General features: G+C 62.9%; 13 protein-coding genes. 3 read left to right on the forward strand and 10 right to left on the reverse strand.

The window, feature by feature from the left end; genetic code table 11:
• The first annotated feature begins 18 nt into the window (after positions 1 to 18).
• Entirely contained in the window at positions 19 to 525 is a 507-nt protein-coding gene (locus HBO12_RS11545; RefSeq protein WP_170042175.1) for a M48 metallopeptidase family protein, read from the forward strand.
• Positions 526 to 542: 17 nt separating this feature from the next.
• Positions 543 to 839 (forward strand): winged helix-turn-helix domain-containing protein, encoded by a 297-nt coding sequence (locus HBO12_RS11550; protein WP_170042176.1) that lies wholly within the window; start codon positions 543 to 545, stop codon positions 837 to 839.
• A gap of 96 nt (positions 840 to 935) precedes the next feature.
• Here HBO12_RS11550 and HBO12_RS11555 read toward each other — a convergent pair whose 3' ends face one another.
• On the reverse strand, positions 936 to 1,388 hold the full coding sequence (locus HBO12_RS11555; RefSeq protein WP_169953647.1) for a GNAT family N-acetyltransferase: 453 nt from the start codon (positions 1,386 to 1,388) through the stop codon (positions 936 to 938).
• Between the two features lie 255 nt (positions 1,389 to 1,643).
• Between HBO12_RS11555 and HBO12_RS11560 the strand changes: the two genes are divergently transcribed.
• A complete protein-coding gene (locus tag HBO12_RS11560; RefSeq protein ID WP_170042177.1) occupies positions 1,644 to 2,381 on the forward strand; it encodes a substrate-binding periplasmic protein in 738 nt (245 codons plus the stop codon).
• 87 nt (positions 2,382 to 2,468) lie between these two features.
• Here HBO12_RS11560 and yccS read toward each other — a convergent pair whose 3' ends face one another.
• From yccS to betA, 9 genes are all read right to left on the reverse strand, one after another.
• The gene (gene yccS / locus HBO12_RS11565; protein WP_169953651.1) at positions 2,469 to 4,652 is read right to left on the reverse strand and encodes a YccS family putative transporter; all 2,184 of its coding nucleotides are present in this window, start codon (positions 4,650 to 4,652) and stop codon (positions 2,469 to 2,471) included.
• Positions 4,653 to 4,875: 223 nt separating this feature from the next.
• The gene (locus HBO12_RS11570; protein WP_169953653.1) at positions 4,876 to 6,054 is read right to left on the reverse strand and encodes an aminoacetone oxidase family FAD-binding enzyme; all 1,179 of its coding nucleotides are present in this window, start codon (positions 6,052 to 6,054) and stop codon (positions 4,876 to 4,878) included.
• Positions 6,055 to 6,217: 163 nt separating this feature from the next.
• On the reverse strand, positions 6,218 to 7,555 hold the full coding sequence (gene dbpA, locus HBO12_RS11575; protein ID WP_232545553.1) for an ATP-dependent RNA helicase DbpA: 1,338 nt from the start codon (positions 7,553 to 7,555) through the stop codon (positions 6,218 to 6,220).
• A 130-nt stretch (positions 7,556 to 7,685) separates the two neighbouring features.
• The gene (mdtD, locus tag HBO12_RS11580; RefSeq protein ID WP_169953655.1) at positions 7,686 to 9,113 is read right to left on the reverse strand and encodes a multidrug transporter subunit MdtD; all 1,428 of its coding nucleotides are present in this window, start codon (positions 9,111 to 9,113) and stop codon (positions 7,686 to 7,688) included.
• 36 nt (positions 9,114 to 9,149) lie between these two features.
• Positions 9,150 to 10,040, reverse strand: coding sequence for an alpha/beta fold hydrolase (locus HBO12_RS11585; RefSeq protein ID WP_170042178.1), 891 nt, complete (start codon positions 10,038 to 10,040; stop codon positions 9,150 to 9,152).
• Positions 10,041 to 10,296: 256 nt separating this feature from the next.
• Positions 10,297 to 11,613: a TldD/PmbA family protein gene (locus tag HBO12_RS11590; protein ID WP_170042179.1), complete on the reverse strand. Its 1,317-nt coding sequence runs from the start codon at positions 11,611 to 11,613 to the stop codon at positions 10,297 to 10,299.
• Entirely contained in the window at positions 11,613 to 13,055 is a 1,443-nt protein-coding gene (locus HBO12_RS11595) for a TldD/PmbA family protein (RefSeq protein WP_170042180.1), read from the reverse strand. Before HBO12_RS11595 ends, HBO12_RS11590 begins: the two co-directional genes overlap by 1 nt.
• 122 nt (positions 13,056 to 13,177) lie before the next feature.
• On the reverse strand, positions 13,178 to 13,873 hold the full coding sequence (locus tag HBO12_RS11600) for an RraA family protein (RefSeq protein ID WP_029297314.1): 696 nt from the start codon (positions 13,871 to 13,873) through the stop codon (positions 13,178 to 13,180).
• A 246-nt stretch (positions 13,874 to 14,119) separates the two neighbouring features.
• Positions 14,120 to 15,820, reverse strand: a complete 1,701-nt coding sequence (gene betA / locus HBO12_RS11605) for a choline dehydrogenase (RefSeq protein WP_170042181.1) — start codon at positions 15,818 to 15,820, stop codon at positions 14,120 to 14,122.
• Positions 15,821 to 15,881: the final 61 nt, after the last annotated feature.

A 15,881-nucleotide genomic window follows, 5' to 3' on the forward strand; every position in this document is an offset into this window, starting at 1 on the left:
CCCCTGCCGTTCGAACCCATGACTGCGTTGAAATACCTCCAGGCCTATCCCGCCGCCCTGCAAGAGCAAGTGCGCCAAATGATCGCCAAGGATCAACTGGGCGACTACCTGCAACAGCGCTACCCCGAGCGCCATGGGGTGCAAAGTGACAAGGCGTTGTACAGCTACGCCCTGGCCCTGAAGCAGGAGCACCTGCGCAACGCGCCGGCCATCGACAAAGTGCTGTTCGACAACCGCCTGGACCTGACCCACCGCGCCCTGGGCCTGCACACCATGATCTCGCGGGTGCAGGGCGGCAATCTCAAGGCCAAGAAAGAGATCCGCATCGCCGCGTTGTTCAAGGACGCGGCGCCGCAGTTCCTGAAGATGATCGTTGTCCACGAACTGGCGCACTTCAAGGAATCGGACCACAACAAGGCGTTCTATAAACTTTGCGAATACATGTTGCCCGGCTACCACCAGGTGGAATTCGACCTGCGGGTGTACCTGACCTATCGCGACTTGCAAGGCGCGGCGCGGGATTGAATCGAGAGGAAGCGAGCATGGATGTCAGCAAGACCAAGAGCAGTTTCTACCGCCGCCTGTATGTGGCGTACCTGATCGATAGCCAATTGGCCAGCAGCGTCCCGGCGCTGACCGAGGTGACCGGCATGCCCCGGCGCACGGCGCAGGACACCATCGCCGCGTTGGCGGACCTGGATATCGTCTGTGAGTTCGAGCAGGAAGAGGGCGCCCGCAATCATGCCGGGCGCTATCGGATTCGCGACTGGGGGGCGATTGACCGCGGCTGGATCGAGCGCAACCTGGTGCAGGTCAAGCAGGTGTTGGGTTATCCCTGAAGTTGGGTTGGCAGGCCTGGCGCTATCGCGGGCAAGCCCGCTCCCACAGGCTGATTGCGCTCAAATGTGGGAGCGGGCTTGCCCGCGATGGCGTCCTCAGGCGCGCCGCATCCCAATATGCGGAATTTCATCCTCCAGGTATTCCTCCCCCTCGACCTTGAACCCGTATCTTGCGTAGTACCCCTGCAAATGCGCCTGGGCTGAGAGAAAGATCGGCGTCTGCGGCCAGATATCGTCGATCTGCTTGAGGGTTTCCTCCAGCATCTCGTGCCCCAGGCCGGTACCCCGTGCCGCCTCGGCCACCAGCACGCGGCCGATCACCACGTCGCCGCCGTGCAGCTCCGGGTCGAGCAGGCGCAGGTAGGCCACCAGTTGATTGTCCTGCCAGGCCATCAGGTGGTGGGTATCGCCCTCCAGGTCCTGGTCATCGATATCCTGGTAGACGCATTTCTGCTCGACCACAAACACCGCTGCCCGCAGACGCAAAATGGCGTAGAGCTGTTCCTTGCCCAGATCATTGTGGTGCTTGCAAACCCAATCGACAGTCATCGTCCCATCTCGCATAAAGACCTGCCTGGATAGTAATGCCCTGACCGGCGACTGTCTTGGGCGGTGGTGCAAACACCTGCAAAACCACGTTTTTTGTGAGTGACGTCAATTTGCCATCATTGAGTGCTTTCGCGGCCGGGTTCTTTGTGTAATCTGCGGTACACCGCGAGCGATAAGCTAAAGTCAGAACCTGGAAGGATTCCCGCCAGGCGTCATCGCCCGCAAGGAACTGCCCGCTGTGCAAGGACATTAAGCATGCTGCGATTGTCTCGTGCCGTTGCTTTGATCGTATTGCTGTTGCTGGCCCCCACGGTGGCCGCGGAACGCTTGCGCCTGGTGGCGGATGCGTGGCCGCCGTTTACCGATGCGACCCTGGTCAATGGAGGCCTGGCCACCGATATCGTCAGCACTGCCCTGGCGCGTGCCGGCTATGCCAGTGATTTCGAGCAGGTGCCTTGGGCGCGGGCGCTGATGGGGGTAGGCGACGGGCGTTATGACGTACTGATCAATGCCTGGTACGACGAGGCGCGCACGCAGTTGGGGCAGTTTTCCGCCGAATACCTGCTCAACCGCGTGCGTTTCATCAAGCGCCGCGACGATCCCATCGAGTTCCAGAACCTGCAGCAATTGCACGACTATCCCGTCGCCGTCGTACGCGGCTACGCCTATTCGGCAGACTTCGACGCCGATCCCCAACTGCAAAAAGTCCCGGTGCATAACTTCGCCATGGCCGTGCGCATGCTCGCGGCCCGGCGGGTGCGGCTGACGGTCGAGGACGAGTATGTCGCGCGCTTTTACCTGGCGCGGGAATCACCCAGGGTGCGCAGTGCGGTGGAGTTTTTGCCCAAGCCGTTGAGTGAGAACAGCCTGCATATTCTGGTCAGCCTGAAAAACCCCAGGCATGAGCAGATTGTTGCCGGGTTTGATCGGGAGATTGCCCGGATGAAAGTTGATGGCAGTTATGCGCGACTGCTCAAACAGCATGGGATGTAGTGGTCTTCAGGGCCTCATCGCAGGCAAGCCAGCTCCCACATGGGAATGCATTTCAAAGGTAGGCGCTGGCTCACCTGCGATGACGGCCTAAGCCGCACTGGTTTCCTTGATCAAATGCGCCGCCAAGGTACGCAGCGGCCCCAACTGCCGACAGATCAACCCCAACTGTGTCTGTACCAGGCGTTGTGCTTCGTCGATCTCATCCGGCATCTGCTCCAGTTCCACCGCCAGCGCTTCCTCGGCATCGCTTTGCACCGCGATCGGCTGCTTGTTCGCCAGCCCCGTGGCGATTTCGTCGATGCTCGTGGCGAGGGTCTTGCCCGCGCCTTCGATCAGGTGCTCGCGCACGTCTGCTGGCAGTTGGGTGTCGCGGTGCGCGCCAAGCCCCGAGAGGTAACTGAGCAAGGTGTGGGACAGCACCAGGAAGCGGAAGCCTACGTCGGCTTCCTTACGGAAATGCCCAGGCTCCATCAGCATATTGGCCAGGGTGGTGGACAGCGCGGCGTCGGCGTTGTGTGCATTGCGCCGGGCCAGGCGGTAGGCCAGGTCGTCGCTCTTGCCGGCGGCATATTGCTGCATGATCTGGCGCAGGTAGATGCTGTTGCAGGTCAGGGTGTTGGCCAGCACTTTGTTCAGGCGCCGGCCTTGCCAGTCCGGCAGGAACAGGAACACCGCCAGCCCGGCGATCAGGCTGCCAAGCAGGGTATCGAACAAGCGCGGCAGGAACAGCCCGTAGCCATCGCCCACCTGGTTGAAGCAGAACAGCACCATCAGGGTAATGGCCGCAGTGGCCAGGGTGTAGCGGGTGGTGCGGTTGATAAAGAACACCAGCCCGGCGGCGATGGCGAACATCGATTGCACCAGGGGGCTGGGGAACAGATCGAACAGCGCCCAGGCCACTGTCAGGCCGATGGCTGTGCCGACGATCCGCTGGCCGAGCTTGCGCCGCGTAGCGCCGTAGTTGGGCTGGCAGACAAACAGGGTGGTGAGGATGATCCAGTAGCCCTGGGACGGGTGGATCAAATGCACCATGCCGTAGCCGACACTCAGCGCCAGCGGCAGGCGCAGGGCGTGACGGAACAGCAGCGAAGTCGGGGTCAGTTGGGTACGCAGGCGCGTCCACATTTCCTTGAGGTTGCGCGGCGAACGGTCCAGCAGGCTGCTGTCGCTGGCATCTGCCAGGCTGTCGGGGTTGCTGGCGTCACTGAGCAGGCGGTCGAGGGTCGACAGGTTGGCCGCCAGCGCGCGCAACGAACGCAGCAGCCCGCGCCAGGCCGGGTTGCTCTGGATGCGCAGGTGTTCGAGGGAGGCGTTCAGGTCGCCCAGGGCCTCGGCGAAGCTGTCGTCGTAGACGAATGGCTGGCGCAACTGGATCGACTCGGCGAGGGCCTGGCAGGCCTTGCCTTGCTGGCGCAGCAGGCGCTGGCAGCGGAACAGCACATCGCTGTGGAAGAACGCCTCGGCCAGGGCGTTGTAGGGGTAGTGGGAGGAGCTGGCGCGCTCGTGGATGTCCTGGGCCAGGAAGTACAGCTTGAGGTAGCGGCTGACCTTGGACCCCGGCCGGCCATTGCCGACACGGTGCAGGATGATTTCCTTGGCCGCATTGAGCGCCGCCACCACCCGGCCATTTTGTTGCGCCAGCTCCAGGCGCCGCGCTTCTACGTCCAGCTGGCGAATAGGCTCGAACAACGATGACTTGAGCTTGAGGTAACGCCCCAGCTCGCGAAACAGCCGGGCCAGGCTCTGTTGCACCGGCTGGTTGGAAAACATTGCCTGCCACAGCACCGACAGTGCGCCGTACCAGGCGGCACCGGCCACCAGCAGCAAAGGCTCGTGCCAGAAGTCGGTGACGGCACCGCCGCGCTGGTCCACGCCGATCATGGTGTAGACCGACAGGATCAAGGTGGCCGAGGCTATCGCCCCATAACGCTCGCCCAACGCGCCGAGCATGGTCAGGCAAAAACTCGCCAGGGCGATGGCGATGGCAAAAATCCACGGGTAGGGAAACAGCAACTCCACCGACAGCGCCGCCACGCTGAAGCACACCAGCGTTACCGCCAGCGCATTGAGGCGGCCCTGCCAGCTGTCATCGGTCTCGGCCAGGGCGCTGGCGATAATCCCCAGGAACAGCGGGATCAGCAGCGACATTTCATCCTGATACCAGCACAGCGCCATGCTGCCGGTGAGGGCGATAAACACCCGTACGCTGTAACTGAACTTATCCAGTGCCCAAAGGCGCCGCATGGACTGCTTGAACGAGGTCGAGGACATGAAGTCTGGGGTCTTCCGGGACGATGCCGCTAAATTGAGCCAGTAATGACGCCACGGCAAGCGTGGCGATCACATTCATAAGCAAAAAATATCCCAGGCACCGCAATCAACTGTAGGAGCTGGCTTGCCGGCGATAGCGGTGGGTCAACCGGCAAATGGGGCACTGATACACCGCTATCGCCGGCAAACCGGCTCCTACAGTTTGATCGAGTACATCCTTGGTTCAGGCGTACTGCGCCGCCGCATACCCCGAAGCCCAGGCCCACTGGAAGTTGAAGCCGCCCAGGTGCCCGGTCACGTCCAGCACTTCGCCGATAAAATACAGGCCGGGGCTTTTCAGCGATTCCATGGTCTTGGACGACACTTCCCGCGTATCCACCCCGCCCAGGGTGACTTCGGCGGTGCGGTAGCCTTCGGTGCCGGCCGGGACCAATTGCCAGCAGCCCAGCCGCGTGGCGATGTCCGCGAGCTCGGCGTGGGTGTACTGCTTCATCGGCTTGGACACAAACCACGTCTCGGCCAGCAGGTTGGCCATCTTCTTGGTGAAGATCTCGCCCAGCAGGGTCTTGAGCTCGCTGTTGGGGCGCTCGGCCTGTTGCTGTTGCAGCCAGGCGTGGGCGTCGTGGTCGGGCAGCAGGTTGATCTCAACCGTGTCGCCGGGCTCCCAGTACGAGGAAATCTGCAAAATCGCCGGCCCGCTCAGGCCGCGATGGGTAAACAGAATGTTCTCGCGAAAGCTCTGCTCGTTGCAGCTGACCAGGCAATCGACCGAGGTGCCGGACAGCTCGCCACACAGCTCCTTGAGCTGATCGGTGATGGTAAACGGCACCAGGCCTGCGCGGGTTGGCAGCAGTTCATGACCGAACTGCCTGGCAACCTGATAACCAAAGCCGGTGGCGCCCAGGGTCGGAATCGACAGGCCGCCGGTGGCAATCACTAGGGATTCGCAGCGCAACTCGCCGAGGGTGGTTTGCAGTTGGTAGCCGCTGTCGAGCCTGGCGATCTCCTGGATCGAGGTGTCCAGGTGCAGGCTCACGCCGGTCTGGATGCATTCGTCGAGCAGCATGCCGAGGATGTCGCTGGATTTGTTATCGCAGAACAGCTGACCGAGTTTTTTCTCGTGGTACGGCACGCCATGCTTGGCCACCAAGGCGATGAAATCCCACTGGGTGTAGCGGGCCAGGGCGGATTTGCAGAAGTGCGCATTGTGCGAGAGGAAGTTGGCCGGCTCGGTGTACATGTTGGTGAAGTTACAGCGGCCACCGCCGGACATCAGGATCTTCTTGCCGGCCTTGTTCGCATGGTCGATCAGCATCACCTTGCGCCCACGCCCGGCGGCGGTCAGCGCGCACATCAAGCCTGCGGCGCCAGCGCCAATGATCACAACTTCGGTCGAGCGCACAGCAATGTCCTCACAAAAACCTGATTTGAAATGCAATCAACTGTGGGAGCTGGCTTGCCTGCGATGGCATCAACTCGGTCAATCTGTCAGACCGAGTCGCCTGCATCGCGGGCAAGCCCGGCTCCCACATTGATTCGGTTCCTTCAACAGCAACGCGGTGTGCTTACAGGATCCGTACGCGCAACGAACGGCCCTTGATTTTGCCGTCGTTCAAGCGCTGCAACGCCTGCTTGGCGACGCTGCGCTCCACCGCCACGTAGGCCTGGAAGTCAAAGATCGCGATCTTGCCGACCTGGGCGCCCGGAATCCCGGCTTCACCGGTCAGCGCGCCAAGGATGTCACCTGGGCGGACCTTGTCTTTACGGCCGGCAGCAATGCACAACGTGCTCATCACCGGCAGCAGCGGCGCGCCGCCCTGGGACTTGAGGTTGCTCAGTTGGTCCCAGTTCAGCGGGGCCTTTTGCAGCAGTTCGATGGCCTGGGCGCGGTGCGCCTCGGACGGTGCCACCAGGCTGATGGCGATCCCGGTCTCACCGGCACGACCGGTACGGCCGACGCGGTGGATGTGGATTTCCGAATCGCGGGCCAGTTCGACGTTGATCACCATGTCCAGCGAGTCGATGTCCAGGCCGCGGGCCGCCACGTCGGTGGCCACCAGTACCGAAGTACTGCGGTTGGCGAACATTGCCAGCACCTGGTCACGGTCGCGCTGTTCCAGGTCGCCATGCAGGCCGACCGCAGAAATGCCCTTGGCGGTCAGGTGATCCACGGTTTCCTGCACTTGCTGCTTGGTAAAGCAGAAGGCCACGCAAGAGGCCGGACGGAAGTGCGACAGCACCTTGGTCACTGCGTCCATGCGTTCTTCCGGGGAGATTTCGTAGAAACGCTGCTCGATCTGCTCATCGGAGTGGAACGCTTCGGCCTTGACCTGCTGCGGCGCGCGCATGAATTTGGACGCCAGTTGCTTGATGCTCACCGGGTAGGTGGCCGAGAACAGCAGGGTCTGGCGACGGGCCGGGGTCTTGCTGATGATGTCTTCGATGGCGTCGTAGAAACCCATGTCGAGCATGCGGTCGGCCTCGTCGAGGATCAGCGTGTTCAAGCCGTCCAGCACCAGCGAACCCTTGCGCAGGTGTTGCTGGATGCGGCCCGGGGTGCCGACGATGACGTGGGCGCCATGTTCCAGGGAGGCGATCTGCGGGCCGAGGGACACGCCGCCGCACAGGGTCAGCACCTTGATGTTGTCTTCGGCGCGGGCCAGGCGGCGGATTTCCTTGGCCACCTGGTCTGCCAGCTCGCGGGTCGGGCACATCACCAGGGCCTGGCAACCGAAGTAGCGCGGGTTGATCGGGTTCAGCAGGCCGATACCAAAGGCAGCGGTCTTGCCGCTGCCGGTCTTGGCCTGGGCGATCAGGTCCAGCCCCTTGAGGATCACCGGCAAGCTTTGCGCCTGGATCTGCGTCATCTCGGCATAACCCAGCGAGTCGAGGTTAGCCAGCATGGCGGCGGAGAGCGGCAAAGTATTAAAAGCGGTGGCGATGGTGGTCACGGGACTGGCTCTGCAAAACAAAATGTCGCGCAGTGTACCAGCCCCGTGGGAATTTCCCTGCAAGTTCTAGACGAGTCGCTGCTTAATGCTCAATGTCGTGCTCGCGGCTGACCACCCGTTTGCCGTCTTTTGGCGACAATTGCAGGAAGATCGCCGCCGCCAGCATCGCCATGATGCCCACGGTGAGGAACGTCAACTGGAATGCCTCAAGCACGGTGTTGACCCCATCGTTACCGGCTTCGGCCGTAAATCCGCCAAGCAGGGCACCGGCGCAGGCCACCCCCAGGCTCAGGGCCAGTTGCGCCACCACCGACAGCAGGCTGTTGCCGCTGCTGGCCTGGGCGTCGTCGAGGTCGATCAGGGTCACGGTGTTCATCGCGGTAAATTGCAGGGAGTTGATCGCCCCCAGCACTGCGAGCATTGCCAGCAGCAGCGGGTACGGCGTCTGCTCGCTGACCAGGCCCATGCTCGCCAGCATGATCCCCAGCGCCAGGGTGTTGCCGGTGAGCACGATGCGATAGCCCAGGCGTTCGATCAGCGGCCGGGCGATGGACTTGGCGAGCATGGCCGCCGCCGCCAGGGGCAACATGCTCATCCCCGCCTGGGACGGCGAATAGCCCAGGGCGATCTGCAACAACAGCGGTACGAGGAACGGCAGGGCGCCGCTGCCCAGGCGCGCGAACAGGTTGCCGAGAATGCCCACGGCAAAGGTCCGGGTCTTGAACAGCACCGGCGAGAACAGTGGGTTTTCGATATGCCCGGCGCGCAGCCAGTAGGCCGCCAGGCACGCCATGCCGCCGAACAGCAGCAACATCACGCGCAAATGCGGCAGGTGCAGCTCGCCCAGGCCTTCCATGGCAATGGTGATCAGCACCATCGCCGCGCCAAACAGCAAAAAGCCCAGGCTGTCGAAGCGTGTTCGCTCGCTGCCGCGCAGGTCGGGGATGAACTTCCACACGGCGTAGCAGCCGATCATGCCTACCGGCAGGTTGATCAGGAAGATCCAGTGCCAGGTCAGGTATTGCACCATCCAGCCGCCCATGGTCGGGCCGAGCAAGGGGCCGAGCAGGCCGGGGATGGTGATAAAGCCCATGATCCGCACCAGCTCCGAGCGCGGGTAGGCGCGCAGCACCACCAGCCGGCCGACCGGCAGCATCAGCGCACCGCCCAGGCCCTGGATCACCCGCGCGCCCACCAGCATGGTCAGGCTGCTGGACAGGGCGCACAGCAGCGAGCCGATGCTGAACAGCATGATCGCGCCAAAGAAAATCTTCTTGGTACCGAAACGGTCGGCGATCCAGCCCGAGGCCGGGATCAGCAAGGCCACGGTGAGCATGTAGGCGATGATCACGCCCTGCATGCGCAGCGGGTTTTCCGCCAGATCCTCGGCCATGGCGGGCAGTGCCGTGTTGAGAATCGTGCCGTCGAGTGACTGCATGAAGAAGGCAATCGCGACCACCCAGGGCAACCAGCGGGCAGTCTTGGCATCGAGCACGACACGATTGGGCATGGGATCCCTTTTTGTTAGCAGGCTATGTGTTGCCGATTATGCGCTAACCTCCGCCGGTTTTCCCACTGGCGGTTCGTCTATATCTGACAGGGGAACGTCTTTACCCACCAGGAAATCGATCAACGCCCGGTGCACCGCCAGCGCCGCCTCCCGCGACTCCAGGTCGAGCAAATGGCCGGTGTGCTCGGCGCTGGCGAAGCTGCTGCGGCCCACGTACTGCTTGAACAGTTGGGCTTCATTGGCCGGGGTGTATTCGTCCAGGGTGCCGTTGAGAAAATGCACCGGGGTTTCGATCTGGCGCAATTGCGGCAGGTAGTTGCCATCGCCCAGGGCAAGCACCTGATGAATATGAAAGCGCGCCTGGCGGTATTCGGTGGTGGCCATGGTCGACAGGTGCCGATGGTTATTGCGCTTGAGCCGGCTGGAGAGGAATTTGCCGACGGTTTCATTGAGCAGGTGGCCGACGGCGGACTTGTCATCGGCCTCGATCAGCACCCGCACGCGCTCCACGTATTCGAGCATCGCCTGGTTGAGATTGGGCGCCAGGGCCATCACCACCGAGCTTTCGATAGAAGGCGGGTTGCGCGCCAGGGTCAGCAGGGTCGAGATGCCACCCCAGGAGGCCGACACCAGGTGGTTGACCTGGAAACGCTCCACCAGCGCCCGCAGGATCTCGACTTCGTCGTCCTTGGTCACCAGGTCCAGATCGGCGTTGTGGGGGCGCGAATAGCCGGAAAACGGCAAGTCGAACATCAACACATTGAAATGCTCGGCCAGGCACTTGCTGGTGCGGGCGAATGAGCGGGTGGTGGACAGCGCGCCGTTGACCAACAGCACGGTCTTGCGTTGCGGATCGTTACCCAGTTGCTCTACGTGAACGTTGTAGTGCTTGAACAACTTATCAATGACAAAACTTCCTTGGTACATGTCAACGCTCCGGCTCGCCCTATCCCGGGCGAGGTCATGCATCGCTTGCGCGCAAGCGGGTTGAAAGGTGGCGGGATGCCACCAACCGTTATAACGAGGTTTTGGAGTGTCGACAACAGCCCGCCAACCAACGGGGTGCGGCAAGGGACGGTTCATCAGAACCCAGGGCATTCCCCTGTAGGAGCCGGCTTGCCGGCGATCAGGCCCGGGAGCCTGACGGCGATCGTCTGGCCGCCATCGCCGCCAAGCCGGGCGTTTACAAGGTCAGGGTCAGACGTTTTACCAGCGCGCCGGGCAGCAGGTTGGACGAGGTATTACGCTCGCCATAGGTGCTGGCCGACAGCAACAACTCGCGCTCGGCAGTCAATGCCTCCAACTGTGAGCCCAGCAGTTGGTAGACGCTATCGTCAAAACGCATGGTGCTGACCGGCGCCTTGATCTCACCGTCTTGCACCCAGAACGTGGCGAAGCGGGTCATGCCCGTCAGGCGCGCCGCCGGTTGGTCGGAGTAGTTCAGGTACCACAGGTTGCTGATGTACAGGCCGGTGCCCAGTTGCTTGAGGATATCGGCCTGGGCCAGGCTGCCGGCGGCCATCTGCAAGGCGCTGGGGGACTCATCGGCGCTGGCGCCGTTGGTGCTCAAACCGTATTCGGCGGCGCTGCGCGAGTTGACCAGTTGCCCTTGCGCCTGGCCATTGGCGATCAAGGTCACGTCGCTGCGCGGGTAGCCGTCACGGGAGAACGCCGGGCTCAAGGAGGCCGTGATCTGTTCGCTCATGTCCACCAGCGGGCTCAGGGCCTGGTCGCCGGCATACAGGCGCTGCAACGGGCTGCCCTTGCTGGCGATGGCTTGCGCAGAAAAACCACCCCAGGCGAGCATGCCGATGATTTCTTCCATGGCCGCCGGTGCCAGGTACGCGCGGTATTGACCGGGCGCCAGGGTGTGCAAGGGCCGGCCAAGGAACTCCAGTTGTTCGCGGGCTTGCTGCACTCGCTGGGCAAAGGCCGCGCTGTCCCAGGCATCGCCGGCGTAGCTGGCCTTGACCGCCTCGCCATTGGCATGGAACAGGCTGAAATCAAAGTTGAAGCTATTGGCCTGATGCCAGCCAAAAGCCCCCGACGAGCTGGCGAACCCACGGCTGATCGGCCCGGCGGCATAAATGCCGACCAGGTCGAAACCTTGGGCGCCCTGGCTGATTTCGCCCAGGACCTGATCGAGGTCCGGCAGCGCCTGGGCCTGCTCGCTGCTGTTTTGCCAGGCCGTGTGATTGAGCAGCAGGTAAGGATCCTTGGGCAGCAAGGGCAAGGTTTCGCGCAGTTGCTGCAGGCTCTCGGCCAGGCGCTGGCGGTCCACCTCGGGGTCTCCGGCCAGGGTGATACCGAGGTCGGCGTGCCGGCCATCGTTGATCAGCTTGAGGTTGACACTGGCCTGCTGTACCTGGCCGGCCTGGCGCACCTTGGCGTGGTTGAAACGCACGAATTCGGACGACTCCGCCGCGTAGTCCAGATGAAACTGTTCCCCTTCGGTGATGGCCTGCTTGAGCCACTCCACCAGGTCCTTGAAAGCCTTCATCAGGCGTCTCCCCCAAACACATCCACATCACTGAAGACACACGCCGGCGATGCATGGCCGACGCGGATCACCTGGTTCGGCTCGCCCTTGCCACAGTTGGGCGTGCCCAGCACCTTGAAGGTACTGGCATCGCCCACGGCGCTGAGCTTGCGCCAGAACTGCGCGGAAATCGCCCGGTAGTTGGGGTTCTTCACCACGCCCTTGAGCTCGCCGTTCTCGATCAACTGGCCCCATTCGCAGCCGAACTGGAACTTGTTGCGCGCATCGTCGATGGACCAGGAACGGTTGGTCGACATCAGGATGCCGTGCTCGATGCCGCCGATCAGTTGCCCCAGGCTCTGGTCGCCGGCCTCGATATTGAGGTTGGCCATGCGGTCGATGGGCGCGCGGTTCCAACTGCTGGCGCGGCTGTTGGCCACGCCGCCCATGCCCGAGCGGTATTGCGACAGCGCCCCGCCCAGGGGCTTGAGCAGCAGGCCGTTACGGATCAGGAACTGCTTGTTGGCGGGCGTGCCGTCATCGTCATGGGCGTAGCTGGCCAGTTGCTCGGGAATGTCGGGGTCAAAGGTCACGTTCAGCAGGTTGGAGCCGTATTGCAGGTGCCCGAAATCGCTGGCCTTGACGAAGCTGGTGCCGGCGTAATTGCGCTCGTCACCGAGGATGCGGTCCAGCTCCAGGGGATGGCCGATGGACTCGTGGATCTGCAGGATCATCTGGTCGGGCATCAGCAGCAGGTCGCGCGGGCCTTGGGGCGTGTTGGGGGCCAGCAGCAGTTGCAGGGCCTCGTCGGCAATTCGGGGTGCGGCTCCGACCAGGCCGAAGCGGCTGATGACATCAAAGCCACCTTGCTGGCCAAAGTTGCTGCCACCCAGGGTGCGGGTCTGGCTGTCGTTGCCGTCGTAGGCGGTCACGTTGACGCCGGGGAACACAAAGCGCTGGGCCTGGCGCAACTCGGCGCCGGCGCTGTTGAGGTAAATCTGCTCTACGCGGGTGGTGCCCAGGCTGACCTCCCAGTTCACCAGGCGCTCGTCCTTGGGCACGGCGGCCGATTCGGCACCGAGCAGTTGGTAGCAGTCGCTCAGGGACGGGAAGGGTTGCTCGAGTTCTGGCGACAGATAGTCGGCGACGTCGCTGGACACCGGCTGGTCGCGCAGGTCGAGCAGGGCGTGGGGCCTGATCCGCCGGGCTTGCTGCTCGGCACGCTCGAGGGCGGCTTGCAGGCCGGCCAGGGAAATATCGTTGGTGGCCGCGTAGGCTTCGACCCCGTCGAGGCGCACGGTGAGCATGGCGCCTTCGTCGCGGCTCAGGTGTGGCGGTTCGGCGACGTTCTTGCGCACCGACAGGTACTGGCCGGACTCGCGCACGTAGCGCAGGGAAAAGAACTCGGCGCGGGTACGCAGGGCGGCGAAATGTTGTTTGAGTTGCGGGTGTTTGTCGAACATGGGGCCTTCCTTGTGGGCGGTGATGGCTTTGAGGGCCCCATCGCAGGCAAGCCAGCTCCCACCTTTTGAATGTGTTCACAAATCAAAATGTGGGAGCTGGCTTGCCTGCGATGCTTTTGACTTTAGACCGGGCAACCCTTGGCGCGCAAAATCGCGTCAAAGCGATCAGGGTCCAGGGTGCCGGCTTCGATGGCGGCCAGTGTGGCTTTCTCGCGGGCCAGCAGGTCATGGCAGCGCACCAGCAATTCCGGCAGTTCGCTGCGCGAGGCGGCGACCACGCCGTCGCCGTCGCCGATCATCAGGTCGCCAGGTGCTACCAGCATGCCGGCGCAGGAGATCGGTACGTTGATCTCGCCGCCGCCGTCAGTGCTCGGGCCACGATGCACGCCGCCGATGGCGTAGGCTGGCAGTTCGCCGGTCTGCCATTCGTCGAGGTCGCGCAGGGCGCCGTTGATCACCACCCCGACAATACCGGCCTTCAGGGCCATGGCGCGCATGATGCCGCCGAACACCGCACGGGTCAGGTCGGCGCTGCCGTCGATCACCAGCACATCGCCCGGGCGGGCCATTTGCATGGCTTTGAGAATCATCAGGTTGTCACCGGGGCGCACTCGCACGGTCAGCGCGCTGCCGAGCATCGGTGCATTGCCGTGGAAGGCCTTCAGGCCCAGGCCACCGACGTTACGGCCCAGGCAGTCGCTGACGGCCGCGGCCGGAATCTTGCTGAATTCCTTCAGCCATTTCGGGTCCAGCGGTTCAACGTTTGGATTGATCAGGAAGCCGGTAGGCCATTTGCTCGAAGAAACGACATCAAACATGAGAAAGCCTCGTGGCCAGGCAGAAGCCGGCGTGTCGGTAGGAAGGTGAAACGTTTGCGCGAGGGACTAGATTAGGCCGGCGCGGGGGGTGGGATCAAGGGCGGGGCAGTGTAGGAAGAGTCTGGGAAGATGTGTGTTGGCTGGGCGGGCCTCATCGGGAGCAAGCCCCCTCCCACATTTTGATGGGTGAATACATTCAAATGTGGGAGCTGGCTTGCCTGCGATAGGAGCGCCGCGGTGTAACGCTTACCGCGCGGTCGGACCCACTTCACGCAACGGCTTGCCACGCACTGGCGCATCGCCGGCCACGTAGTAGTCCGCGGTGCTGCGTGGCAACTGGCGGCCACGCATCTTGTCGGCGATTTTCTCGGCGATCATGATGGTTGGCGCGTTCAGGTTGCCGGTGGTGATGATCGGCATGATCGATGCATCGACCACCCGCAGGCCCTGCATGCCATGCACGCGGCCTTCGCCATCGACCACGGCCATTTCGTCGGTGCCCATCTTGCACGAGCAGGAGGGGTGGAACGCGGTTTCGGCGTGTTCGCGGATGAATTTATCCAGTTGCTCGTCGGTTTGCACGTCGATGCCCGGGCTGATCTCGCGGCCACGGTACGGGTCCAGTGCCGGCTGCTGCATGATTTCACGGGTCAGGCGGATGCCATCGCGAAACTCTTGCCAGTCCTGCTCGGTGGCCATGTAGTTGAAGAGGATGCTCGGGTAGTCCCGTGGGTTCTTCGACTTCACTTGCACACGGCCACGGCTCGGCGAACGCATGGAGCCCATGTGCGCCTGGAAGCCGTGCTCTTTCACACCGTTACTGCCGTTGTAGTTAATCGCGACCGGCAGGAAGTGGTACTGGATGTTCGGCCATTCGAATTCTTCACGGGTACGGATAAAACCGCCCGCCTCGAACTGGTTGCTGGCGCCGATGCCGGTGCCGTTGAACAGCCATTCGGCACCAATGGCCGGCTGGTTGTACCAGAGCAGCGACGGGTACAGCGAGACCGGCTGGGTGCAGGCGTATTGCAGATACAGCTCCAGGTGGTCCTGCAGGTTTTCACCGACGCCTGGCAGGTCGTGGACCACCGGGATGTCGAGGCTTTCCAGGAGTTTGGCCGGGCCTACACCGGAGCGTTGCAGCAATTGCGGCGAAGCGATGGCGCCGCTGCACACCAGCACTTCCTTGCGCGCGCGGGCTTCAACACGTTCTTCGGCGGCGCCGATCAGGTAACGCACGCCGACCGCACGCTTGCCTTCGAACAACACTTTGTCGGTCAGGGCATGGGTGACGATGGTCAGGGTCGAACGTTTCTTGGCGGTGTCCAGGTAGCCACGGGCGGTACTGGCGCGACGGCCTTTGGGCGTCACGGTACGGTCCATCGGGCCGAAGCCTTCTTGCTGGTAGCCGTTCAAGTCCTCGGTACGCGGGTAACCGGCCTGCACGCCGGCTTCAACCATGGCGTGGAACAGCGGGTTATTCCCGGCTTTAGGCGTGGTCACGCTGACCGGACCTTCGCCACCGTGGTAGTCGTTAGGGCCGATGTCGCGGGTTTCGGCCTTGCGGAAATACGGCAGGCAGTCGAGGTAGCTCCAGTCTTCCAGGCCTGGCAGCTTCGACCAGTTGTCGTAGTCCATGGCGTTGCCACGGATGTAGCACATGCCGTTGATCAGCGACGAGCCACCCAGGCCCTTGCCGCGCCCACATTCCATGCGGCGGCCGTCCATGTGTGGCTCTGGATCGGTTTCATAGGCCCAGTTGTAGCGGCGGCCTTGCAGCGGGAACGCCAGGGCGGCGGGCATCTGGGTACGGAAATCGAAACGGTAGTCCGGGCCGCCGGCTTCCAGCAGCAGGACGGTGACGCCTTCGTCTTCGGTCAGACGGGTCGCCAGGGTGTTACCGGCGGAACCGGCACCCACAATGATGTAGTCGTATTCTTGGGACATAAATGCACCCTCTTTGGAGATGGTCAGGTCAGGCGAGGGCGTTGCCCTCGATCGCCGGCAA

This window comes from Pseudomonas sp. WS 5059 (assembly GCF_012985525.1).
GTDB lineage: Bacteria > Pseudomonadota > Gammaproteobacteria > Pseudomonadales > Pseudomonadaceae > Aquipseudomonas.